The 22589-nt window shown below is 66.9% G+C and carries 16 protein-coding genes, 1 tRNA gene and 3 pseudogenes; 10 read left to right on the top strand and 10 right to left on the bottom strand.

Features of this window, described 5'->3' with window-relative positions; all coding sequences use genetic code 11:
* Nucleotides 1–3: 3 nt before the first annotated feature.
* Both ACWPN3_RS20415 and ACWPN3_RS20410 read right to left on the bottom strand, forming a co-directional pair.
* On the bottom strand, nt 4–1011 hold the full coding sequence (locus tag ACWPN3_RS20415) for a tetratricopeptide repeat protein (protein WP_492261709.1): 1008 nt from the start codon (nt 1009–1011) through the stop codon (nt 4–6).
* 184 nt (nt 1012–1195) lie between these two features.
* Nucleotides 1196–1756, bottom strand: coding sequence for a prolyl-tRNA synthetase associated domain-containing protein (locus ACWPN3_RS20410; protein WP_492240959.1), 561 nt, complete (start codon nt 1754–1756; stop codon nt 1196–1198).
* A gap of 161 nt (nt 1757–1917) precedes the next feature.
* On the opposite strand from ACWPN3_RS20410, the gene ACWPN3_RS20405 reads away from it, so the two are divergent.
* The 4 genes from ACWPN3_RS20405 (at nt 1918) to ACWPN3_RS20390 (ending at nt 6839) form a co-directional block, all read left to right on the top strand.
* Nucleotides 1918–1992, top strand: a tRNA-Gly gene (locus ACWPN3_RS20405).
* A gap of 830 nt (nt 1993–2822) precedes the next feature.
* Nucleotides 2823–3491 (top strand): RraA family protein, encoded by a 669-nt coding sequence (locus tag ACWPN3_RS20400; RefSeq protein WP_109445775.1) that lies wholly within the window; start codon nt 2823–2825, stop codon nt 3489–3491.
* Between the two features lie 82 nt (nt 3492–3573).
* Nucleotides 3574–4518, top strand: a complete 945-nt coding sequence (locus ACWPN3_RS20395; RefSeq protein WP_109445777.1) for an AEC family transporter — start codon at nt 3574–3576, stop codon at nt 4516–4518.
* A 623-nt stretch (nt 4519–5141) separates the two neighbouring features.
* Nucleotides 5142–6839 carry a methyl-accepting chemotaxis protein gene (locus ACWPN3_RS20390; RefSeq protein ID WP_492240958.1) on the top strand — a complete coding sequence of 566 codons (1698 nt, stop codon included), beginning with the start codon at nt 5142–5144 and terminating at the stop codon, nt 6837–6839.
* 99 nt (nt 6840–6938) lie between these two features.
* On the opposite strand, the gene ACWPN3_RS20385 is transcribed toward ACWPN3_RS20390, so the two are convergent.
* The 4 genes and pseudogenes from ACWPN3_RS20385 to ACWPN3_RS20370 form a co-directional block, all read right to left on the bottom strand.
* A complete protein-coding gene (locus ACWPN3_RS20385; RefSeq protein WP_109445782.1) occupies nt 6939–7604 on the bottom strand; it encodes an elongation factor P hydroxylase in 666 nt (221 codons plus the stop codon).
* Between the two features lie 160 nt (nt 7605–7764).
* A pseudogene (locus tag ACWPN3_RS20380) lies at nt 7765–8254 on the bottom strand (methyl-accepting chemotaxis protein); the annotation flags it as partial.
* Nucleotides 8255–8728: 474 nt separating this feature from the next.
* A pseudogene (locus tag ACWPN3_RS20375) lies at nt 8729–9583 on the bottom strand (methyl-accepting chemotaxis protein); the annotation flags it as partial.
* Between the two features lie 8 nt (nt 9584–9591).
* A complete protein-coding gene (locus ACWPN3_RS20370) occupies nt 9592–9774 on the bottom strand; it encodes a Tar ligand binding domain-containing protein (protein WP_492261708.1) in 183 nt (60 codons plus the stop codon).
* Nucleotides 9775–10185: 411 nt separating this feature from the next.
* Between ACWPN3_RS20370 and ACWPN3_RS20365 the strand changes: the two genes are divergently transcribed.
* The 3 genes from ACWPN3_RS20365 (at nt 10186) to ACWPN3_RS20355 (ending at nt 14476) form a co-directional block, all read left to right on the top strand.
* Nucleotides 10186–11307 carry a glycosyltransferase family 2 protein gene (locus tag ACWPN3_RS20365; protein ID WP_109445786.1) on the top strand — a complete coding sequence of 374 codons (1122 nt, stop codon included), beginning with the start codon at nt 10186–10188 and terminating at the stop codon, nt 11305–11307.
* Complete coding sequence (locus ACWPN3_RS20360; protein WP_492240956.1) at nt 11304–13046, top strand: ArnT family glycosyltransferase; 1743 nt, start codon at nt 11304–11306, stop codon at nt 13044–13046. Before ACWPN3_RS20365 ends, ACWPN3_RS20360 begins: the two co-directional genes overlap by 4 nt.
* 182 nt (nt 13047–13228) lie before the next feature.
* Nucleotides 13229–14476 carry a serine hydrolase domain-containing protein gene (locus tag ACWPN3_RS20355; RefSeq protein ID WP_492240955.1) on the top strand — a complete coding sequence of 416 codons (1248 nt, stop codon included), beginning with the start codon at nt 13229–13231 and terminating at the stop codon, nt 14474–14476.
* A 27-nt stretch (nt 14477–14503) separates the two neighbouring features.
* Here ACWPN3_RS20355 and ACWPN3_RS20350 read toward each other — a convergent pair whose 3' ends face one another.
* A complete protein-coding gene (locus ACWPN3_RS20350; RefSeq protein ID WP_109445792.1) occupies nt 14504–14914 on the bottom strand; it encodes a nuclear transport factor 2 family protein in 411 nt (136 codons plus the stop codon).
* A gap of 154 nt (nt 14915–15068) precedes the next feature.
* Nucleotides 15069–16073 carry a hypothetical protein gene (locus ACWPN3_RS20345; RefSeq protein ID WP_247872936.1) on the bottom strand — a complete coding sequence of 335 codons (1005 nt, stop codon included), beginning with the start codon at nt 16071–16073 and terminating at the stop codon, nt 15069–15071.
* Nucleotides 16074–16337: 264 nt separating this feature from the next.
* Between ACWPN3_RS20345 and nadE the strand changes: the two genes are divergently transcribed.
* Complete coding sequence (gene nadE, locus ACWPN3_RS20340) at nt 16338–18035, top strand: NAD(+) synthase (protein WP_492240954.1); 1698 nt, start codon at nt 16338–16340, stop codon at nt 18033–18035.
* A gap of 216 nt (nt 18036–18251) precedes the next feature.
* On the opposite strand, the gene ACWPN3_RS20335 is transcribed toward nadE, so the two are convergent.
* Entirely contained in the window at nt 18252–18821 is a 570-nt protein-coding gene (locus ACWPN3_RS20335) for a hypothetical protein (protein ID WP_109445798.1), read from the bottom strand.
* Between the two features lie 135 nt (nt 18822–18956).
* On the bottom strand, nt 18957–19625 hold the full coding sequence (elbB, locus tag ACWPN3_RS20330) for an isoprenoid biosynthesis glyoxalase ElbB (RefSeq protein ID WP_492240953.1): 669 nt from the start codon (nt 19623–19625) through the stop codon (nt 18957–18959).
* Between the two features lie 180 nt (nt 19626–19805).
* Between elbB and gltX the strand changes: the two are divergent.
* Nucleotides 19806–21150, top strand: a pseudogene (gltX, locus tag ACWPN3_RS20325) (glutamate--tRNA ligase).
* 28 nt (nt 21151–21178) lie between these two features.
* Complete coding sequence (gene cysS / locus ACWPN3_RS20320) at nt 21179–22555, top strand: cysteine--tRNA ligase (protein ID WP_492240952.1); 1377 nt, start codon at nt 21179–21181, stop codon at nt 22553–22555.
* Nucleotides 22556–22589 lie beyond the last annotated feature (34 nt).

Genomic DNA, 22589 nt, shown 5'->3' with positions numbered 1-22589 from the left:
CAATCAGATAGAACCCCTTCGCCGGTGGAACAGCCGTCCTTTTTTCGGAAAAAGCGTCAGCTGAACATCATGGTCGACAGGCGGCGGCGGGTCTTCACCGTCAGCGGGTCGGTTCTGGCCGAACGCCTCGAAGAACTTCACCAGCTGCTTGCGGGCGCCGTCGTCGTTCCAGGTCCGGTCGCGCTTGAAGATCTCCAGCAGCTCGTCCACCGCCGCTTCGCGCTTGCCGGCGGCGAACAGCGCCATGGCGAGGTCGAAGCGCGAGGCATGGTCGTTCGGGTCGTGGGCGACCTTCTCCATCAGCTCCGGAATCGGGCCGGCGTTGGCGGCCTGTTCCGCCACGTCGAGAGCGGCGCGGACATTGGCCAGCTCCTTATCCTTGGCGACGGCTTCCGGAGCCTGGGCCAGCATCTGCTTGGCGTTCTCCAAGTCGCCGGCGGCGATCAGGCAGCGGACGATGCCGGCATAGGCCTGGGCATTCTCCGGCTCGGCCTGCAGGATCTGGCTGTAGAGGTCGAGCGCGCCCTGCAGGTCGCCGCCCTCCAGCATCTCCTTGGCCTGGGCGAAGGCCTCCTCCAGCATGTCGTCGCCGCCGACACCGGCTTGCTTGGCAAGCGCCACCAGCTTGTCGACGAAGGCCTTCACCTGCGATTCGGGCACGGCGCCCATGAAGCCATCGACCGGGCGACCCTGGAAGAAGGCATAGACCGCTGGGATCGACTGCACGCGCAGCTGCGAGGCGATCATCGGGTTGGCGTCGGTGTCGATCTTCACCAGACGGACCGCGCCCTTGGCGGCGCGCACCACCTTCTCGATGATCGGGCCCAGCTGCTTGCAGGGGCCGCACCAGGGCGCCCAGAAATCGACGATCACCGGGACATCGCGCGAGGCTTCGATCACGTCGGCCATGAAGGCGCGGTCGGTGGTGTCCTTGACGATCTCAGCGGCACCGGGGGCGGCACCGGCAGGAGCGGCGGGCTTGGAGCCATTGGCGGGGGGCATGGAGAACATGGCGTGTTTCGGTCCCGTTGGTGATGCCTGGCCCATTAGGACATCCCGGTGGGCCATGGAGTTGCCGATCCGGCCGGCCCGGATCCTCATCGTTGGCGACATATGTGAGCGCGCAGGGCGGCTCAAGCAAGCATTGCGTGGGCAAGCATTGTGTGGACAGGCGCTGCGGAGAGGCGCCGGCCCGTCACTCCTGCGTGCGGCCGAACTCGACGACCGCCGGTTCGTGACCGCAGGCGCGGATGAACCGCATCAGATCGTCCCGCCGGATCGCGGTGGTGCGGTCGTTCAGCAGCGGGTGATAGTTCAGCAGGTCATGCTCCATCATCGCCTGCTGCAGGACCACGCGCACCTTCTGTCCGGTGTCGTTGACCAGGGAGAAGGGCGTGACCGATCCCGGCCGGATGCCGAGGAAGCGCCAGAGCCGCTCCGCCGAGGCGAAGGACAGCCGCGCCGACCCGATGGCCTTGTCCAGCCGGTTCAGGTCGATTTTCGCGTCCTCCAGCGCTACCACCAGCCAATGCTGGTCCTTCTTGTCCTTCAGGAACAGGTTCTTGCAATGGCCGCCGGGCAGGGCGCCACGCAGGGCCTTGCTCTCCTCCACCGTGTGCAGTGGCGGGTGGCTGTGCGTGGTCGCCTGGATGCCCAGCGCGTCGAGCCGCGCCAGCAGTTGATCCGGCGAGGTCGGCAGCGGCGCGTCCCCATCGGGAAGGGAGGCGTCCGGACGGGAGGTCGATGCGGTGTCCATGACAGACCTTGTACCGGGTGCGCGGAAAATCGTCCAGCCGGTGAAAAAAACTGAAACAAGGCCCTTGCATTGCGTCGGCCGATGAGTATAGTCCGCCGCACACCGCCGGACGGCAGCGACAACGGTCTGAACCGATGAAACGCCGGACGATGGAATGGAGCGCGGGCGTAGCTCAGGGGTAGAGCACAACCTTGCCAAGGTTGGGGTCGAGGGTTCGAATCCCTTCGCCCGCTCCAATTTCCTCCAGACTTCAAGCTGGAGTATGCGATTTCAAAAGGCCGGACCTTCGGGTGCCGGCCTTTCGCATTTTCTCCCCCCTGTTTTCAGTCCATCCGGACTTGCCGGCTTGCGGTCCACAAGCCCTCCGTGGGGGGATGATCGCCCATGGGATCGCTGACCGGCGGGATCGACGATCCATCTCATTCTTTCAGCTTTCAATTGCGGCAAGTCAAAGCCCGATCATCATACAATTGTAGGCGGCTGGTCGGAGTGAAACAGCATGATGTTCCTCCCATTCCGGCCAAAGGCCGTCCAGCATGGCCGCAGTTGTGCCCGTTGTCAGTGACCGTTGCGATTTTCCAATGATTTCTCGTTTAGGCTGTACACCGTGTTTGTATAACCCGAAAGGGGATGCAAAATTTCCTATGACCTATTTACAGATTGTCAACCTCCTTGCGTATGACCGCATGGGAAGGTACACTTCAAAATCTAAATAAATAGCGTCTAAGGCTCCGGGGGTTGTAGCGAACGAAAACACTCTGCGGAAAATCGGGTCAAAATTCAGAAACATTCCCGTGAAAGGATGCTCCGGCCATTTGCCTTCGCCCGGCCGGCACCGCTTCACCGCCGTGGTTCCGGCAGGAATTCGGCGCAGGAATTCGGGATGGCTGAAAGCACCGTTCGGCTCCGCCCCCGCCCCACCTCCGTCCAACCTCGCCGGACTCGAGAGACGGTCCCTCACCGGGGGCCTCTGCCGACCTCCGCCTCTCCGGACTTCGACCCCGACCTCCCGACCCGGATGCGAAGCCCGGATACCAAGACCCAGATACCAGGAAAGGAAACCGTCATGGCTATGCAGCGCTATCTTGTCGACTATCCCCGGCTGTCCACCGATGCCCTCGCCAAATGGTCGTCGGTTCCCAGCAGTGTCGCCTCCGACGCGATGAACCGGTGTCAGAGCATGGATTCGCGGATCAAGCCGATGGTCCCCGGTATGCGCATCTGCGGTCAGGCCCGCACCGTCGTCACCATGCCCGGCGACAACAGCATGGTTCACCACGCCGTCAGCCTGGCGGAACCGGGTGACGTGGTGGTGGTGGCCGGCGGCGGCCTGGACGACGTGGCGCTGGCCGGCGAATGGGTGGTGCGCTGCTGCAAGCGGCGTGCGCTGGGCGGTCTGGTTGTCGACGGTTCTGTCCGCGACCTGCACGAGATCCGCGGGCTGGGCCTGCCGGTCTTCGCCAAGGGTGCCGTGGCCCGCGGCCCGCACAAGAATTTCGGCGGCAAGATGGACGTCATTGCGGCCATCGGCGGCGTGCCGGTCAATCCCGGCGACCTGATCCTGGGTGACGAGGATGGCGTGGTGGTGGTGCCGCTGGCCTTCGCCGACGCCGCCCTGACCCAGAGCCTCGCCCTGCTGGAGCGCGAGCGCAGATGGACCGAGCAGATCGAGGCCGGCGCCACCCTGGTGGACGTGCTGGGCGTCCCGCCGCTGGAGATCGTTCCCGCCGACTGAGCGGAACCGTGTAAAGGAAAGCCCCCGCATCGTCGGCCGTACTGCCGGCCGCTGCCGACCCCGCCCCCATGGTGCCGAGTCCATGTCGCTGATTTTCCAGATCGTCCTGCCGATGTTCGGCCTGATCGCCCTTGGCTTCTGGGCGGCGCGCTACCGTGGCTTCAGCACTGCGATGGTCCAGGGGCTTTCCCGTTTCCTCGGCATCTATGCGCTGCCGGCGCTGCTGTTCTCCAACATGGCGCGGGCGGACATCCCGGACCCGCTGGAATGGGCGGTGCTGGGCTCCTTCTACATCGCGGCGGTCGCGGTCTTCCTGGTCGGCGGGCTGTGGATGCGGATGGCCGGCCGGCGGGAGCAGATCGCTCCCATCGGCCTTGCCAGTTCCTTTTCCAACATCGCGCTGTTGGGATCGCCGATCATCATGGAGGCCTATGGGCCGACCGTGGCGGTGCCGGTGATGCTGCTGATCGTCTTCCAATCGCCCCTGCTGTTCACCTCGGCCACCATGCTGGCGGAAACCCAGCGATCGGCGCGCAACGGTCGGACCGGGCGGCCGGTGAAGGCGACGCTGGACGCCGCCAAGGCGACGTTGACCAGCCCGCTGGTGGTGTCGGTCATTTTGGGGCTGGCCGCCAATCTGATCCATCTGGCGATCCCGCCCATGGTGATGAAGAGCTTCACCATGATGGCGCAGACGGTTCTTCCCTGTGCCTGTTTCACGCTGGGGGCGTCGCTGGCGCTCAGCCCGGCCTCGGGCGCGGTGCTGCCGGCCACCGTGGTGGCGCTGTTGAAGACCGGCTTGCACCCGCTGCTGACTTGGCTGCTGGCCACCCAGGTCTTCGACCTGCCGCCACTGTGGGTCGCCCCGGCCGTGACCGCCGCGGCCTTGCCCATCGGCATCAACGCCTATGTTTTCGCGGAGCGCTACAATGCCGGGCGCGAGGTAGTGTCGATGTCTCTGCTGATCTCAACCCTGCTGTCGCCGGTGTCGATCTCCATTGCCTTCATGGTGTCGTCCGCAGGATGACGCCGGACCGGAACGACCCACGGGTATTGCCGGAGAAATTTCAAATACGCTGAATTTACTTGATGGGTCCGTCGATCCATCCGAAGGGGGCGGCGGCGTGTTCCACGCCGCATGCGGCAGTGTGGCCGCTGTTACCGCCATTGATGGGAGAGAAAAATCCTGTTAGCCTCTAATTGTATGAATTTCTAAGCATCATGATATCGGTAAGGCTGTGTCTTGATCTTCCAGAACACGGAATATGATAAGCCGCCGGTTCGGCAGCGGGAACTGGCCGGCATCTTTCCGGATAACAATAAATCCGCCTCTTCTGTCGCATATCATAGTATGCTCAAGACTCTGAACGCTTCAGGACCGAAGAAAATTGATAGCAATTGTGTCATATCAAAGACTCGCATAAAAATAAGCGCGTTAATCATTGCAAAAGATTTTCCGGGTGAGATGGCGCAGCGATGGCCGTGCCGGCGGGCAGGCCGCCTCGATGCCATTCCCGGAACCGGCGCGGGAGTCCGTCCCCGCAGGCTTTCATCGACCGGAGCGGCGTCGCGCGGCCGCCGCACGTTCCTCCGCCCCAATGCCATACCGGATCGTTCGCGCCACGGACAGCCGGCCGACGCAGGTGCCCCATGACCCTCCTCAACAACTTCCACATCCCCGTCAAGATGGCCATTCCGGCGACGACGGCGATCATCGGCATGCTGGTGATCGCGCTGCTCGGCTGGTCGGCGATCACCCAGCAGTCGACGCTGCTCGACGCCCTGTTCAACCGTTCCTTCACGCGGGAAGCGGAAATCCAGGGGCTGACCGACACCCTGACGGTGGCCCACGCCGGCATGTACCGGACGGTGATCCTCAGCAGCGCGAACGCCTCGCCGAAGGCGGTGGAAGAGGAGATGAAGGCCCTCAGCAACCAGCTCGGCAAGCTGAAGGGCCAGTCGGAGGCGCTGAAGGGCGCCACCGCCGACACCGACGAGGAGGCGAAGTTCTTCGAGCGGTTCGGTGCCGACGCCGCCACCTATCTGGCGAAGGTGGGCAGCTTCCTCGACCTGCTGAAGATGGGCGTCGATCCGCTGGACTTCCTGCAGGAGGTCCAGGCCGCCTATACGCGATTGCAGGGAACCAGCCGCGACTATCTGACCTACAAGCGCAAGGTGTCGACCGACGCCTACGCCGAGGTCAACGCATCGGTCGACAACACCACCCAGGCCTTCATGGCGGTGGCCGCGGCGGCCCTGCTGGTGACGGTCGGCGTCGCGCTGTTCATCGGCATGAACATCGCCCGCCCGATCGTGCGCCTGACCGACGTGATGGAGCGGCTGGCCCGCGGCAACCTGGAGGCGGACATCCCCGCTGCGGAGCGCGGCGACGAGATCGGCCAGATGGCCCGCACGGTTCAGGTCTTCAAGGAAAACGCCGTCCGCGTGCAGGAACTCTCGCGGGAGCAGGAGGCGATGCGCCTGCGCAACGAGCAGGAGCGGCGGCAGGCGATGACGGCGCTCGCCAACGACCTGGAGGCATCGGTCAAGGCGATGATGGGCGAGGTGGTGCGGTCGGCGACGTCGATGCGCAACGAAGCCAACTCGATGCTCGACAACGCCAAGCAGACCAGCCACCACAGCGACAGCGTCGCCCATTCGGTGCAGGAGGCGACCAGCGAGGTCGAAAGCGTCGCGGCCGGTGCCGAACAGCTCCGCGCCTCCATCGACGAGATCACCCGCTCCATCAGCCAGTCGGCGCTGCTCGCCCGTGGTGCGGTGGATGAGGCCGGCCGCACCGACAGCATCGTCCAGGGGCTGAGCGAAGCCAGCCGCAAGATCGAGGAGGTCGTCGGCCTCATCCAGTCCATTGCCGGCCAGACCAACCTGCTGGCGCTGAACGCCACCATTGAGGCGGCGCGCGCCGGCGAGGCGGGCAAGGGTTTCGCCGTGGTCGCCCAGGAGGTGAAGAGCCTCGCCAACCAGACCGCCAAGGCGACCGAGGAGATCGGTGCTGAAATCGCCGCGGTCCAGGCCGCGACCCATGCGGCGGTCGGCGCCATCCGCGCCATCGTCGGCACCATCCGTCAGGTCGACGAGTCCCTCGGCACCGTCGCCGCCGCGGTGGAGGAGCAGGATGCCGCCACCCGCGACATCAGCGCCCGGTCCCAGCGTGCCGCCGTCGACACCATGGCGGTGATGCAGGAGATGCGTCTGGTCCAGCAAGCCGCCGAAACCACCGGCCACTCCGCCGGATCGGTGCAGAACACGACCGAGGAACTGTCGCGCAGCTTCAACCGCCTCGACCATGAGATCGAAGCCTTCATCACCCGCATCACCGCGGCGTGATGGTGGGGGTGTGGCGGTGAGGTAAAACGAAAAACGCCCTCTCCCGCATTGTGTGGGAGAGGGCGTTTTTCGGTCCAGCTGCCAGCCTTTTCGGAGACGTCAGACGCTCTCCAGCACCTTCTTGCGCGCATCCGCCCACGCGCGTGCCGTCGTCGGCCGGCCGTCGGCGTCTATCAGGCCGTGGGCGAACAGTTCCTCGGCATGGCGGATGAAGAAGGCGGCGGTGCTCGACCGCTCCCAATGCTCCATCCAGTTCTGCTCCAGGAAAGCCAGAATCCCCGGCTGGCCCAGTTCGACCTCCCACAGCACGCCGAGCAGAGACGTCTGCTGCTCCTCATGCATGCAGTCCTCGAAGCACAGGCGCTTGTCGGCGCGCGCCTCCTTGCGGGCAGTGGTCTCCGGGCCCGGACCCAGGCCGTAATCGATCAGCGTCCGCCGTTCCGGCGCCGCGCACAGCCAGTGCGCCACCTCATGCACGATCACCGTTGCTTCGACATCGGTGCGGATCACCTTGCCGTCCCACATGAAGGAGCGGCTGGGCGGCTCGTCCAGCGTGTCGATGCCGTGGGCATGGGCCAGCCGCACCGCATCCGCCCGGTGGGCCGGCGTGTCGACGCCACCGCCCGGCTCGGCGTCCGGCCGCACGGGCCAGGTCGCGGCGATCCGGCGGAAGGCGGCGCGCGCTTGCGCATGGCCGTCCAGATGGGCGTCGAAGGCCGCGATGGCCTTCGGCATGTCGTCGATGGCGATGGGGGTCAGGATCATGAGGCCTATGTGCCCAAGGGGGCGTCCCGGCGCAAGGGGAATGTAACCGTGCAGAGCAGCAGGGCTGCCCGGCAAGACAATGGCGCCGGCAAGTCCCGGTCTTTTCGGGGCCTGCCGGCGCCATAACTGTCATGGTGCCGCTTGGAACGGTTGCGATTTCTTACGCTGCGCGCATGTCGGACAGGAAGCGCGACACGAAGCCGCGCAGGTCGGTTGCCTCATGGTTCAGCCCGTCGGCGGCGGTCAGCACCTCGCGCGAGGCATCGCCGGTGGAGGCTGCGGCCTCCGACACGCCGGCGATGTTGCCGGACACCTGCTGCGTGCCGCGCGCCGCCTGCTGGACGTTGCGGCTGATCTCCTTGGTGGCGGCACCCTGTTCCTCCACCGCGGCGGCGATGGTGGTGGAGATGTGGTTGATCTCGGCGATCACCCGGCCGATCTCGGCGATGGCGCCTGCCGCCTGCCGGCTGATGTCCTGGATGCCGGCGATCTGGCTGCCGATCTCCTCGGTCGCCTTGGCGGTCTGGCTGGCGAGGCTCTTCACCTCCGACGCCACCACGGCGAAGCCCTTGCCGGCCTCGCCGGCGCGGGCCGCCTCGATGGTGGCGTTCAGTGCCAGCAGGTTGGTCTCGGCTGGCGATGTCTGTGATCAGTTGCACCACCTCGCCGATGCGCTGGGCGGCATCGACAAGCCCGCGGACGGTGCCGTCGGTCTTCTCGGCGGTGGCGACCGCCTGTCCGGCGATCCGGGTGCTTTCCGCCACCTGCCGGCCGATCTCGGCGATGGATGCCGTCAACTCCTCCGTTGCCGCGGCCACCGTCTCCACATTGCCGGTCGCCTCATGCGAGGCATTGGCAACCGCATCGGCCTGCCGGGTGGTCTGCTCCGCGGTTGCCGACATGGTCTGGGCGGTCGCCTGCAACTGCGTTGCCGCCGCCGACACCCGGCCCAGCGCCTGCAACACCAGCCGGTCGAACTCCTGGGTCAGCCGGTCGATGCGCTCGCCGCGGCTGCGCTGGGCCTCGTGGTCGGCGCGCTGGGCCTCGGCCAGCCGGTCGCTGTCGATCAGGCTGTCCTTGAAGACCTGCAGCGCCTTGGCCATGCCGCCGATCTCGTCGGCGCGCTGCAGGCCGGGAATGTCGACGCTGCGGTCGCCGCCGGCCAAGCGGGTCATGCGGTCGGTCATCGCCACCACCGGCCGCGACAGCCCGCGGCCGATCAGCAGTGCCGTCGCCAGCCCCAGCACCACCGCGATCAGCGAGGCAACCGTCATCCCGCCCCGCGCCTTGTCGATGAAGGCGCCGGTCGCCATGCCCAGGCTCTTCTGGGCGTCGACGCTCGCCACGGTCAGTTGCTCCGCCTCCTTGGCGATGGAGTCGCCGACGGGGATCAGCACCTCGTTGACCAGCCGGTCACGCTCGGTGGTCGCCTTGACCACGCCGTTGAAGCCGGTGATGTAGACGCGCAGCATGGCGGTGTAGGACATCGCCATCTTGCGGCGGTCCATGTCGGTCAGCTTCGCCATCATCGCACCGCCACGGCTGGCGGCGTCGGTGAACTGGGACCGGGTCTGGCTGGCCAGTGCCGGAGAGCCGTCGACGCTGTAGCGCGTCGCCGAAATCCGGGCCGACAGCATGTGGCGCAACGCCATGCCTGCCAAATAGGCAGCGTCGGTGTCACCCCCGGTGCTGGCGCTGTCCATGATGTTGTCCAGTGCGCTTTCCAGCCGCGGGCCGATCTCGTCCAGTTCGGAGATGGCCTTGCTGCGCTGGGCCTGGAAATCCATCGTGGCGGCGAAGGCCTCCTGATACTGGGCGATCTCCTGCGCCATATGGTCGGCGGTCTGCAACAGGGCAGGGTCGGTGACCAAGGCGCGGGTCTTGTCGATGGTCTGCGCCGCCTCCTGTGCCGTGCGCCGGACGGTCGCGCCGACCTCCGGATCGCCGGTCAGCAGGAAGCGGGTGGCCTGCTGGCGCATCTCCAGCATCAGGGCCTGGATGCGCCCAGTTCGTTGGTCTGCTGGCCGAGCCGCCGGTAGGTGTCCACCGCGCCGCCGGCCTCCGACAGGGCCGCCACGCCTATGCCGCCGATCAGCACCAGGAACACCAGAATACCGGCGCTGGCCGCCGTGATCTTCGTTCCTACGGAAAAGCGATTGAAAAGGCTCATGGCCGGGGCCTCCATCGGCACGGGGGTGCTGCGCGGAACCTAAAAAGGTCAGCAATTGCGACCTGTTCCAAAAAGCCGGTTTCAGGAAGCATGCCACATGCCCCGGTATGGGCCGGCCTTGCGCGCCGGTAACCGAAGAGACCCATGAATGACCTAGGGGAAAGCAGTCGTTCTGCATCGTTGGAATAAACCGCAACGCCGGATGTTTGCCTGTTTCGTTGGACTGCGGGTGGTGGGCGTCCGGACGCTTTCACGGGCGAACAGTCCATTTTTTGTGCCGCGGCGGTCACAGGAGAGGCATTTTGAACATCCCCCCGTATCGTGATATATGCCAAAGGGCGCAGCGGCCGTCCGGGGTCGTCGCCGATCCCCCATCTCCCGGTCCCTGACGCTTTGATCCGACGGCTGGCCATGTCCATTCCCGACGCGCCCCTTTCCGCGGCTTCCCCGGATGCCCGCACCGTTCCCGCCCGTCCTGCGGCCAGTCGCCCCCCGGCGGACCGATACGGCCGTCCACGGCGCGGCTGCCTGTCGGTCGTCATTCCCTTCTACAACGAGGGCCCCAACATCGACGCCCTGTTCGCCCGGCTGGTGCCGGTGCTGGACGGGCTCGGAATGGATTGGGAGGTGGTGTGCGTCAACGACGGCAGCCGTGACGACACCGTCGACCGGCTGCTGGACGTCCATGACCGCGAGCCCCGGGTGAAGGTCGTCGACCTGTCGCGCAATTTCGGCAAGGAACTGGCGCTTTCCGCCGGGCTCAGCCACACCACCGGCGACGCCATCGTACCGATGGATGCCGATCTGCAGCATCCGCCGGAACTGCTGCCGGCTTTTATCGCCAAGTGGCGCGAGGGGTTCGACGTGGTGGTCGCGGTGCGCCATGCCCGTGTCGGGCAGAGCCTGAAGCACCGGCTATTCGCCCGTTTGTTCTACTGGGTCTTCGACCATCTGTCGGAGATCAAGCTGCCGCGCGAGGTCGGCGATTTCCGCCTGATGGACCGCCGCGTCGTCGAGGTCATCAACCGGATGCCGGAGCGCACGCGCTTCATGAAGGGCATTTTCGCCTGGGTCGGTTTCCGTCAGGCCGCGATCCCCTACGAGCAGGGCGAGCGTGCCGGAGGAGACACCAAATGGGGCTTCGTCAAGCTGCTGCGCCTGTCCTTCGACGGGTTGACGGCCTTCTCCACCTTCCCGCTGCGGGTTTGGAGTCTGGTCGGCATGGCTATGTCCGGCGTTGCCTTCGTCTATATCCTGATCCGGCTGATCCGCACGCTGATCCATGGCATCGACGTGCCCGGCTATGAGTCGCTGCTGGTCGCCGTGCTGTTCCTGGGCGGCCTCCAACTGATCACCCTGGGCATCATCGGCGACTATCTGGGCCGCGTCTTCGCCGAGGTGAAGGGGCGTCCGCTGTTCATCGTCCGCTCCGCCCACGGCTTCGGTCCGGCGGACGGCCGGCACGAGCATGACCTGGACCCTGTCGGCGAAAGCTTCGGCGACGGAACAGCGGGGCAGGAGCCGCGCCGATGAGCATCGAGTCCCGTCTGCACACCGGCGACGCGGAGGATGCCGGTGGCGCTTCCCGCCGTCCGCGTCCAGCTAGCGCCGCACCCTCCACCGCCACGGCGGCCGGCCGCGCGCTGCCGCGTGGCGAGGCGGCCTTGTGGGACGGACTGTCGCGCGCGCTTCTTCTGGGCGTGCTGATCCTGGCGGCGCTGACCTTCCTCAGCTACGGCATCAGCACCGACGAGGAGGTGCAGCACATCTACGGCAAGAAGCTGCTCTCCTATTACCTCAGCGGCTTTCAGGACCGGTCGGCCTTCCATTTCAAGGATCTGGCCTATTACGGTGGGCTGTTCGACCTCGTCACCGCGGTGATCGTGCCCTTCTCCCCCTTCGAGGAGTATGAGACGCGGCACCTGCTCTGCGCGCTGGTCGGCGTGCTGGGCATTGCCGGAACCTGGCGTTACACCCGGCTGCTGGCCGGTCCCCGCGCCGGCTTCATCGCGGCGGCCCTGCTGTCGCTGAGCGGCGTCTATTACGGCGCCATGTTCAACAACACCAAGGACGTGCCTTTTGCGGCCGGCATGGTGTGGACGCTCTATTTCGCCACCCGCATCCTGAAGCAGATGCCGCGTCCCAGCCGGAGCGCCGTGCTGAAGTTCGGGCTGGTGCTGGGCATGACGCTGGCGATCCGCGTCGGTGCGGTGCTGGCCGGCTTCTATCTGGCGGTCGCCATGGCGCTGCATTTCGCGCTGGTCACCCGGCAGGAGGGGCACCGCTGGGCGCTGGCCGATGCGCGGCGCGCCTTCCTGTCCCTGTGGCCGGCAATCCCGGTCGCCTACGCCATCATGGCGGTGTTCTGGCCCTGGGTGGTGCAGCGGCCGTTCCGCAACCCGCTGGAGGCGCTGCGTGTCGTCTCCCACTTCCCGATCGACATCCAGACGCTGTTCATGGGCGAGCTGGTCCACTCGAACGACCCGCCCGCCCTGTATCTGCCGGTCTATCTGGCGGTGAAGCTGCCGGAAGCGGTGGTGATCGGTGTCGGGGCCGCGGTCATCATGGCGGCGGTGTGGCTGGCCCGCGGCGGCTGGCGGCGCGCCGGTGCCTTCACCGTGGTCCGCTACACCCCGCTGGTGCTGGCGGGCTTCCTGCCGATCCTGCTGTTCGTGCTGATGCGGCCGTCGGTCTACAACGGCATCCGCCATTTCCTGTTCCTGGCGCCGCCTTTCGTGGTGATGGCCGCGATCGCCGCCGACCGGCTGTGGACGCTGTCGCAGCACGGCGGCCGGGCGCTGGGGCAGGGGTTCGCCGCCGCGATGACCGTGGTCGCCGTGGTGTACGCTTGGCAGCTGGGCGCCATGCATCCGAACCAGTACGTCTATTACAACCAGTTCGTCGGGGGCGTACGCGGCGCCGACGGCAAGTTTGAGCTGGATTACTGGGGCAATTCCCTGCACGAGGCATTGCAGGAGCTGATCGAGTATGTCGAGCGCGAGAATGACGGCCATGCCCCGCCGCGGCAATACACGCTGACCGTCTGCGGCAACACGCTGGCGGTGCGGTTCGAGCTGCCGCCCTGGCTGCGCCTGGTGAACGGGATCGAGCCGGATTGGCGCAAGGCGGACTTCTTCCTGGCCTTCACCCAGGTGAAGCGCTGCCCGTCGCTGCTGGACGGCCATCCGATCCTGGAGATCGCCGCCGACGACGTGCCGCTGTCGGTGGTCAAGGACCGCCGTCCGCCAAGGGCCGAAATCCCCACCGAATAGGCGCTGACGGAAAACCGGCGCCAGCCTGCCAAGCCTGACCTGATGGGCGGTGGCGGAGCGGCTGGGGAGTACCCCGGCGGCTCCCGTCCCGTCTTTCGCCGCATCGCCCTTCGCGGACCTGTCCGCCGGTCGTACGTCTGCCCACTCTCCAGCCTCGCGATTGGGACGGGGTGGAGGTGTGCATGCGGCGCGGACTGCTACACGGGCTGCGGCACGGATTGCTCTGGGGCGCTTTGTGCCTGCTGCTGTGGAGCGTTCCGCTCGGTCCGACCGGGGCCATCGGGCTGGACCGGGCTCCGGACCCGTTGGTCGATGCGGTCACCCGTGCGGTGGAGGAGCGGCAGCCGGCGGCCGGAACCGGCAGCCTGGTGGTCGGCGTCATCCGCGACGGCCGGACGCTGGTGGTCGGGCGTGGCGATGCCGGGCGCCCCGATGGCGGGCCGGCCGACGGGCGTACCCTGTTCCAGATCGCGTCGCTGACCAAGCCCTTCACCGGCACCATCATGGCGGACCTGATGCGGGAGGGCCGGATCGACCCCACCGACCCGCTCCAGCGCCATCTGCGCCGGGTCGGCGCGGTCCCGGTCTCCCATGTGCCGGACTATGACGGCCGTCCGATCCGGCTGCGCGATCTTGCCACCCACACCGCCGGCCTGCCGAACGTGCCGGAAACCTCCCGCTTCTCCTGGAGCCGGCTGGAGGACCCGCGCAATCCCTATAAACCGCTGTCGCGGGGCGAGCTGGCGCTGTGGCTGTCCGATTACCGGCTGCCGGTGCCGCCGGGCTTGCGTTTCAGCTATTCCAATGCCGGCATGTCGGTGCTGGGCGAGGCGCTGGCCGCCGCCGCCGGCCAGCCTTACGAGACCTTACTGAAACGGGTGGTGACCGACCGCTTCGGGCTGCGCGACACCACCTTGCACCCGACGGCGGAGCAGCGGATGCGCAAGGCGGCTGGCCATGCCCACGGCCGGACCGTGCCGGATTGGGAGGCGCCGGCGATGCTGCCTGCCTTCGGCCTCTATTCCTCGGCCGACGATCTGCTGCGCTGGCTCTCCGCCAATCTCGGCGATTGCCCAGGCGCTGCCGCCGTTGGGCCGGACGGTCACGGCTGTGCGCCGCCGGTGGCAGCCACCCTGGCGCTGGCGCAGTCGGTGCAGGTCGATGGCCGGTCGTTGGCCGACCCCGGCAGCCTGGGAAGCGGAGCGATGGCGCTCGGATGGTTCGTCGCCTGGGCCACGGACGGCACGCCGATCCATTGGCATTCCGGCTCCACCGGCGGCTTCAACGCCTACATCGCCTTCTCGAAGGCGCATCGCTGGGGCGTTGTGGCCCTGACCAACAGCGATCCCGATCAGGTCACCGCCGACCATGTGGTGATCGACCTCGTCCGCCGGTTGGAAGCGCGGCCGGAGGTGGCGAGTCTGCCCTGAGGCCCGGTCGTGCAGCCGCGGTACGGTTCAGTGCAGGCGCCGCAGCGGCTTGACCGGGATTTCGACATCGGCGCGGGCCGGAGCGATGGGACCAGCCTGATGATGGGCGAGACGCCAGTTGCCGTTTTCGCGGGCGAACAGGTTGGTGGCCGCCAGGACGGCATCGCCCAGCGTTTCCTCGCAGACCACCAGTGCGGTGTTGCCGTGCAGGGTGACCCGCTCGTTCCGAGCCGCCACCGTAATGCCGCTGGGTGTGCGCAGAACGTCGCGCCAGCTTGTCAGCACGGCGTCGCGCCCGAACAGGGCGGTCCAGCCGGGATGGATGCAGGAGATGGGCAGCGTTTCCGCCCAGAGGGCTTCCATCGCGGCGGCGTCGCGGTTGGTGAAGGCCCTGTAGAAGGCTTGGTTCAGGGCCAGCAGCGTGTCGCGGTCGGTCATGTCTTCATCCGGGCGATGGTTCCGGGAGATCGGACGGCGCCCGGCCCAGCGGGCCCGGCACCGCGACCGCTTGTAAAGAAGCCATCACTCATGGGCAAGCGCCGGTCCGGACGGATCCGGGCCGGCGCTGTGACAATGAACGCATCGGACCGGCTCAGGCAGTCAGATCGACGCCCTGCGACTTTGCAGGAGTCGAGGCCGACCCGCTGGCCGCCGCTCCGGCCGCCGCCGTGGCGGCCTTGCCGGCCGACAGCCCGGCGATCGGATTGGACAGGTCGAGCGTCAGTTTGGTGACGCCGTCCTTCGAGGTGGTCGGCTTCAGCACCGCCAGCCCCTTCATCCCGTCACCGCCGCCGCCTTTGGCGGCCATGTCGTTCAGCTTGCCGAGGATGTCCTTGATCTCATCCTCGCTGAAGCCTTCCGACCGCACGATCATGCCGGTCGACTTGCCGGTGGCGGTGGTGGTCATGCCGGTGGCGCTCAGTGCCATGTCGCCGCCCTTGCCCAGCGAGGCCTGCAGGCGCTGGTCGTCGCGGCGGAAGTCCAGGGTCGATTTCGCGAAGGAGATCTTGACGCTGCGGTCGCCGTCCTGGATTTCCAGGTCGATCCCGTGCGACTCGATCGACCATTGGGACTGGGTGGCCTGCATGTCCACCGACAGGTCGCTGAGATTCATGCCGTCCAGCTTGGATTTCAGCCCGTCGCCGAAGCCCTTCACGGCATCGTCGATCCGGTTCTGCGGAACGCCGAGCGCGCTCAGCGTGTCGCCGAGACCCTGTTTCAGGGCGTCAATGCCCTTGCCGAACATGCCGGCCAAACCCTTGCCATGATCCAGTGCCGACTGCATCAGCGACTGGGCCTGCTTGGCACGGTCCACGCCGCTGCCGGACGCCAGGGCGCTCCCGCCGCCCGCTGCCCCGCCCGCGGCCTGGGCGCCGCTCTTGCCGGTCATGCTGTCCAGCAGCGATTCCATCGACTGGCTGATGGTGTAGGCCGGCGACTGGGACTTCTTGTCTGCCTTGTCGCCGTCCACTGTTTTCGCGTCCGATTTGGCCAGCGCGTCCTTCACCGTGCCGGCCGTCTTTGACGAGCCGTTCTGCACAGCCGTGGACAGCACCGACGGTTTGCCGTTCGGGCCGCTGAGCTCCGTGTAGTACATGGATGCCCCCGCATCGCGTTGTTTGTGTGCAAGCGGAAGCATGATGCCGGCAACCTTTACCGTTTGTTAATTTCATGGATTTCTTTCAATGATTGAAACAAATTCGTTTCCTTACTAAGTGTCGACGACTGTGAAACTACATCCGATAACTTGCCGCCACTTGTTCCGCCTGCGTGATGAGCTGCGACGAGCCGCGGCTTTCACCAAGGAGAAGGGGCTGCTACCCTTATCGCCAAAGGACCCGGAAGAAGGGAGCCAGCCATCATGACGAACCGACTGTCCATCGCCCTCGCCCAGATCAATCCCGCCGCCGGCAACCTCGCCGCGAATGCCGATCGACTCCGCGCCGCAAGGGCTGAGGCCGCGGCGCGCGGCGCCGATCTGGTCGTCTGCCCCGCCGCCGGCCTGTCCGGTGCCCCGTTGCTGGATCTGGCCGCACTTCCCGCCTTCCTCGACGCGGTGGAGGCAACGGTGCAGGCGCTGGCGGAGGAGACCGCCGACGGTGGACCGGCCTTGCTGGTCGGCGTGCCCTGGCGCGGGGAATCGGTGACTGGGGAGTTGGGGCGCAATGGATCGAAGCGTCACAATGCCGCGCTGTTGCTGGATGGCGGTAAGATTTCTGCGGTTCGTTTCCAGGCCGTAACGGACTTCGGCGAAATCGGTGGGCCGGAGGAGGATCGTTTCGATAGCGGTCTGATGCCGGGTCCGGTGAATGTTCGCGGGGTGCGGATCGGCCTGCTGGTCGGCGGCGACCTGGCCACCGGCGACGTTGCGGAAACGCTGGCGGAAAGCGGTGCCGAGCTGCTGGTGGCCATGCTGGCAAGTCCCTTCGCTCCCGGTCGCGCCGATGAGCGGGTCCAGGCCGCCGTCGCGCGGGTGGTGGAATGCGGCTTGCCGCTGGCCATCGTGAACCTCATCGGCGGGCAGGACGAGCGGGTGTTCGACGGCGGCAGCTTCGCGCTCGCTCCCGGCGGGCGGCTGGTCGCCCAGGCTCCGCTGTTCGCCGAACATCTTCTGCTGACCCGGTGGGAGCGCGGAGACGATGACGGTTGGGACAGTTCCGATGCCGAAACGATTGCTCCGGCCGAAGGAACTGAGGCGCTTTATGGCGCACTGGTGCTGGGTCTGCACGATGCCGTAACGAAATCCGGCGCGCCGGGAGCGGTGGTCGGTTTGACCGGCGGGCTGGACTCGGCGCTGGTCGCTGCCATTGCCGTCGATGCGCTGGGGCCGGAGCGGGTGCTGGCGGTCCGGGCACCGCTGCCGGGCAGTCCGGAGGCGGAGTTTGCCGGAACCCTGGCCGACAGCCTGGACGACGCGGCGGAGATCGTGGAGTTGTTGGGCTGCCGCCTCGACAATGTTGCGCTGGCGCCGCTGTTGAAGGCCGCCGACTCGCTGCTGGCACCCGCCTTTGCCGGCCGCGAACCGACCGTGGCGGTCGACCGGATGCATTCCCGCCTGCGTGCCGCGACCCTGGCGGCGCTGGCGGAGCGGATGGGCGCCCTGCTGCTGTCGAGCGTCGACCGCACCGACCGCTTGCTCGGCCTTGCACCGGAAGAGACGGGGTTCGGCTATGCCGTGCTGGCCGACGTGCCGAAGACGGCGGTGCTGGAACTGGCGCGCTGGCGCAACGGCAACCAGCCGGCGGCTTCGCGCGGGCCGGCCGGGCTCGTGGTGCCGGAGCGGGTGCTGACACGCCGGATGAAGGCCGAAGCCCCGGCTGGGCTGCCGCCGGCGGAGGCATTGGACGATCTGCTGGCTGCTCTGATCGATGAGGGGCTGGCACCTGCCGGCCTCATGGCGCGCGGCCATGCCGCAGAGACGGTGATGGCGGTCTGGCGGCTGGTGGTTCAGGCGGAAGCGGGCCGTCGCAGGGCTCCGCCGGGTCCGCAGGTGTCGCGCCGGCCGGCGACGCGGCTGCGGCGCTTTCCGATTGCCGGCGGCTTCACCGATCTGCCGTAGAGCGGGCAGGGTGAAGGGAAGAGCGGCGCTTCTTCACGCCCATCCCGATGTCATGCAGGCATCGTCCCCGCGGTCCAAAGTTTTTTTGTGGTAAGTCCCTGTCCTGCAGTACGGCAGGACAGGGAGCCATACGTCACGTAGCTTTGAATGACCGTAGAACAACCTTCGCCATTTCTTTTGACCTCGGTCAAAGGTTAAAGAGGTCGAAGTCGGAGCTTACGCGGCTTCGGTCAACGCCAGCTGCGGGCGGCGCAGGCTGGACTGGATGGTGAAGGGCGCACGGACGCCGCCGTTGAACAGCTCGGCGCATTCCAGGGCCTTCAGCACGCGCTCTTCCGGCGGCTGGCCGACGGTGGAGGCGAGCGAACCCAACGCATAGTCCGATCCGCAGCCGATGGCGTGGTAGCCGCGCACCGCCTCGCCGACCTGATAGTCGGACTGCACGGTGAACAGACGGCCTTCAAGCCCGACCATGAAGGTACCGCCCGTCTCCACGTCGTTGGAGCGGTGGGCGTAGCCGCCATCCTTCAGGCAGTTGCGGACGGCATCGACAAAGTCGACGACCATGTAGCGGAACAGGTCGGCGTCATGGTCGCGGGATGGGACCTCCAGCCGGTAATGCAGCAGTTGGCCCATGCGGAAGGAGCTGGTGAAGCCGATCAGGCTGTCGCCGTTGCGGAACACTTTGGTGTCGGCGCGGACGGTGATGTCCAGCCCGTTCACCCCGGCGCTGTCGCCGCCCATCCACACGCGATCGCCGTCCACCAATCCCACAATGCAGGTCATCGCCAACCCTCGCCTGATAAAAAGAAACCGAGGCAAAGGGTGTGGGAAGGCGGTTAATGAATTATTGCCCAGCTTTGTGACATTGGCCGTGACAAAGGAGGTATCGCTACCCCCTTCGTCGTGAACTCGTCTTCGTTACTTCACCAGATCGACCAGAGCCTTGACGGTATTTTCCGCCCCCTCGGCGATCTGGGCCAGTGTGGCGTCCAGCATGTAGCAGGGGGAGGTGACCACCTTCAGCCCCGGATCGACCACGATCTCGCCATGGGTGGTGGTGCGATGGACCGCCCCCATCGCTTCCAGGGCGGCGACGGTGCCGGGATCGTTGCCGACGGTCAGTTCCACCCCCTGCTGGCCCAGGATCTTGGCGAGGATGGCCGGCGCGATGCACAGCGCGCCGATCGGCTTGCCGGCGGCACGCATGGCGGCGACGGCGGCCACCACCTGCGGGTTGACCGAGCAGTCGGCCCCCTTGAAGGCGAAGTCGCTGAGATTCTTGGCGGCACCGAATCCGCCGGGGAAGATCAGCGCATCGACGTCGCCGGCCGAGAACTCGCTGAGCGCGGTGATCTTGCCGCGGGCGATGCGGGCCGACTCGACCAGCACGTTGCGGCTCTCGCCGGTCTCCTGGCCGGTCAAATGGTTGACGACATGGGCCTGCGGAATGTCGGGAGCGTAGCATACCGCGACCGCCCCCACCCGGGCGATGGCCAGCAGGGTGCAGACCGCCTCGTGGATTTCCGTGCCGTCATACACGCCGCAGCCCGACAGCACGACGCCGATGCGCAAGCTCTTGTCCGCCATAGGATGTCTCCGAGATTGGATTTGCCGCCAAGCTAACGCAGCCCGTTTCCCGCGCCTACCGTGGCAACCGATGCAATGCCCGACCTGTTGCGCAGATGCATCGGTCGCGGACCGCTTTCGGAAGGCGCGCCGACCGTGCTAGGACTGCCCGCCTGTCCCGTTTGCAACCCGAGTCCTGCCATGTCCACCGCCGTCCGTTTCGCCCCCAGCCCGACCGGCCGCATCCATGTCGGCAATGTGCGGCTTGCCCTCGTCAACTGGCTGTTTGCGCGCAAGACCGGCGGAAGCTTCATGTTCCGGCTTGACGACACCGACGAGGAGCGCTCCACCCAGGAATTCGCCGACGCCATCGCGGCTGACCTCACTTGGCTGGGCCTGACCTGGGATCGTTTCGCCCGCGAAAGCGACCGCTATCCGCGCTATGACGAGGCGGCAGCCGCACTGAAGGCCGCCGGCCGGCTCTATCCCTGCTACGAGACGCCGGAGGAACTGAACCTCAAGCGCGCCAGTCTGGTGTCGCAGGGCCGTCCGCCGATCTACGACCGTGCGGCACTCCGCCTGACCGACGGGGACCGCGCCCGGCTGGAAGGGGAGGGCCGCAAGGCCCATTGGCGCTTCAAGCTGACCCCGACTCCGGTGGAATGGACCGACCTCGTCCGCGGGCCTGTGCGGTTCGAGGGCACGTCGCTGAGCGATCCGGTGCTGATCCGCGAGGATGGCCGGCCGCTCTACACCCTGACCAGCGTGGTCGATGACGCCGACTTCGCCATCACCCACATCATCCGCGGCGAGGACCATGTCGCCAACACCGCGGTGCAGATCCAGATTTTTGAAGCGCTCGGTGCGGCTGTTCCGACCTTCGCCCATCTGCCGCTGCTGACCGATGCCGGCGGGCAGGGGCTGTCGAAGCGGCTGGGCAGCCTGTCGGTCGGCAGCCTGCGCGACGAGGACGGCATCGAGCCGATGGCGGTCAACAGCCTGCTGGCGAAGCTCGGCACCTCCGACCCCATCGAGGCGCGGCTGACGCTGGACGAGCTGGTGGCGGAGTTCGACCTGTCGAAGATCGCCCGCGGAACGCCGAAGTTCGACCCCGAGGAGTTGGGCCGGCTGAACGCCCGCATCCTGCACCTGACGCCGTTCGAGGCGGTGGCCGCCCGGCTGGAGGCGCTGGGCCTGACCGGCGCCGACGCCGCTTTCTGGGACGCGGTGCGGCCAAATCTGGCGCGGCTGGGCGACGCGCAGGACTGGTGGGCGGTGACCCATGCGCCGGTGACGCCGCTGGTGGAGGATGCCGCTTTCCTGGCCCAGGCGGCGGCGCTGCTGCCCGACGGGCCGTGGGACCTCGGCACCTGGGGCGCCTGGACCAATGCGGTGAAGGGGGCGACGGGCCGCAAGGGCAAGGAATCTCTTCCTTCCTCTGCGCCGCGCGCTGACCGGGCGCGACCATGGACCGGAATTGAAGAACCTGCTACCCCTGATCGGACGGGCGCGCAGCCTCCGGCGCTTGGCCGGCGAAACCGCCTGAAACACTATATTTTCTGGGAGTTCGGACCGTGCCGTTGGACCTCTACAACACGCTGACCCGCCGTAAGGAGCGCTTCGAGCCGCTTCGCCCGGACCATGTCGGCATGTATGTCTGTGGTCCGACCGTCTACGACACGGCCCATATCGGCAACGCCCGGCCGGTGGTGGTGTTCGACCTGCTGTTCCGGCTGCTGTCGCGGCTCTATCCGGCGGTGACCTATGTCCGCAACATCACCGATGTGGACGACAAGATCATCGACCGGGCGCGGGACAGCGGCGAACCGATCGACGCGCTGACCGCCCGCACCACCGATCTGTTCCATGCCGACATGGACGAGCTGAACGCGCTGCGCCCGACCATCGAGCCGCGGGCGACCCAGCATATCGGCCAGATGATCGCGCTGATCGCCACGCTGATCGAGCGCGGCAACGCCTATGCCGCGGAAGGGCATGTGCTGTTCTCCGTGCCGTCGATGCCGAGCTATGGCCAGCTGTCCCGCCGCTCGCTCGAGGACATGATCGCCGGCGCGCGGGTCGAGGTGGCGCCCTACAAGTGCGATGCCTCCGACTTCGTGCTGTGGAAGCCCAGCAGCCCCGACCAGCCCGGCTGGGACAGCCCCTGGGGCCGCGGCCGTCCGGGCTGGCACATCGAATGCTCCGCCATGGCGAAGGAGCATCTCGGCGCGACCTTCGACATCCATGGCGGCGGTCTGGACCTGATCTTCCCGCACCATGAGAACGAGATCGCGCAGAGCTGCTGCGCCAACGGCACCGACCGGCTGGCCCGCACCTGGGTCCACAACGGCTTCGTGACGGTCGAAGGCGAGAAGATGTCGAAGTCGCTCGGCAACTTCTTCACCGTCCACGATCTTCTGGACGAGTTCCCGGGCGAGGCGATCCGCCTGACCCTGCTGAGCGCGCATTACCGCCAGCCGCTGGATTTCACCCGCGAGGGCATCCGGCAGGCCAAGGGAGCGCTCGACCGCTGGTATCAAGCGCTGCGCGGCGAGCCGGCGGCGATTCCGGCCGAGCTGCCCTTCGACGTGCTGGCGGCACTGGAGGACGACCTGAACAGTCCGCTCGCCATCGCGCATCTGCACGAGCTGGCGACCGCGGTGAACAAGGCGAAGAGCGATGCCGAGAAGGCCGCGGCCAAAGGCGCGCTGCTGGCGGCCGGACAACAGCTCGGCCTGTTGCAGCAGGAGCCGGAGGCATGGTTCCGCTGGGCGCCGACCGGTGGGGGCGAAGGGCTGAGCGACGCCGAGGTCGAGCAGTTGATCGTCGACCGCAAGTCCGCCCGCGCGGCGAAGAACTTCGCCGAGGCCGACCGCATCCGCAAGGAACTGGCCGACAAGGGCATTGTCCTCGAAGACGGTCCGCAAGGTACGACCTGGAAGCGGGGGTAATGCGCAAATCCGCCCTTTTCCGCTGAGGGAAAGG

It is taken from the genome of Azospirillum sp. UENF 111221 (assembly GCF_058780625.1).
This window is presented reverse-complemented; position numbering and strand designations above follow the sequence as displayed.

Bases quoted from the DNA above. Each gene is read 5' to 3' on its own strand.
- ACWPN3_RS20415 (WP_492261709.1), bottom strand. From the start codon at position 1,011: ATGTTCTCCATGCCCCCCGCCAATGGCTCCAAGCCCGCCGCTCCTGCC.
- ACWPN3_RS20410 (WP_492240959.1), bottom strand. From the start codon at position 1,756: ATGGACACCGCATCGACCTCCCGTCCGGACGCCTCCCTTCCCGATGGG.
- ACWPN3_RS20400 (WP_109445775.1), top strand. From the start codon at position 2,823: ATGGCTATGCAGCGCTATCTTGTCGACTATCCCCGGCTGTCCACCGAT.
- ACWPN3_RS20395 (WP_109445777.1), top strand. From the start codon at position 3,574: ATGTCGCTGATTTTCCAGATCGTCCTGCCGATGTTCGGCCTGATCGCC.
- ACWPN3_RS20390 (WP_492240958.1), top strand. From the start codon at position 5,142: ATGACCCTCCTCAACAACTTCCACATCCCCGTCAAGATGGCCATTCCG.
- ACWPN3_RS20385 (WP_109445782.1), bottom strand. From the start codon at position 7,604: ATGATCCTGACCCCCATCGCCATCGACGACATGCCGAAGGCCATCGCG.
- ACWPN3_RS20370 (WP_492261708.1), bottom strand. From the start codon at position 9,774: ATGAGCCTTTTCAATCGCTTTTCCGTAGGAACGAAGATCACGGCGGCC.
- ACWPN3_RS20365 (WP_109445786.1), top strand. From the start codon at position 10,186: ATGTCCATTCCCGACGCGCCCCTTTCCGCGGCTTCCCCGGATGCCCGC.
- ACWPN3_RS20360 (WP_492240956.1), top strand. From the start codon at position 11,304: ATGAGCATCGAGTCCCGTCTGCACACCGGCGACGCGGAGGATGCCGGT.
- ACWPN3_RS20355 (WP_492240955.1), top strand. From the start codon at position 13,229: ATGCGGCGCGGACTGCTACACGGGCTGCGGCACGGATTGCTCTGGGGC.
- ACWPN3_RS20350 (WP_109445792.1), bottom strand. From the start codon at position 14,914: ATGACCGACCGCGACACGCTGCTGGCCCTGAACCAAGCCTTCTACAGG.
- ACWPN3_RS20345 (WP_247872936.1), bottom strand. From the start codon at position 16,073: ATGTACTACACGGAGCTCAGCGGCCCGAACGGCAAACCGTCGGTGCTG.
- nadE (WP_492240954.1), top strand. From the start codon at position 16,338: ATGACGAACCGACTGTCCATCGCCCTCGCCCAGATCAATCCCGCCGCC.
- ACWPN3_RS20335 (WP_109445798.1), bottom strand. From the start codon at position 18,821: ATGACCTGCATTGTGGGATTGGTGGACGGCGATCGCGTGTGGATGGGC.
- elbB (WP_492240953.1), bottom strand. From the start codon at position 19,625: ATGGCGGACAAGAGCTTGCGCATCGGCGTCGTGCTGTCGGGCTGCGGC.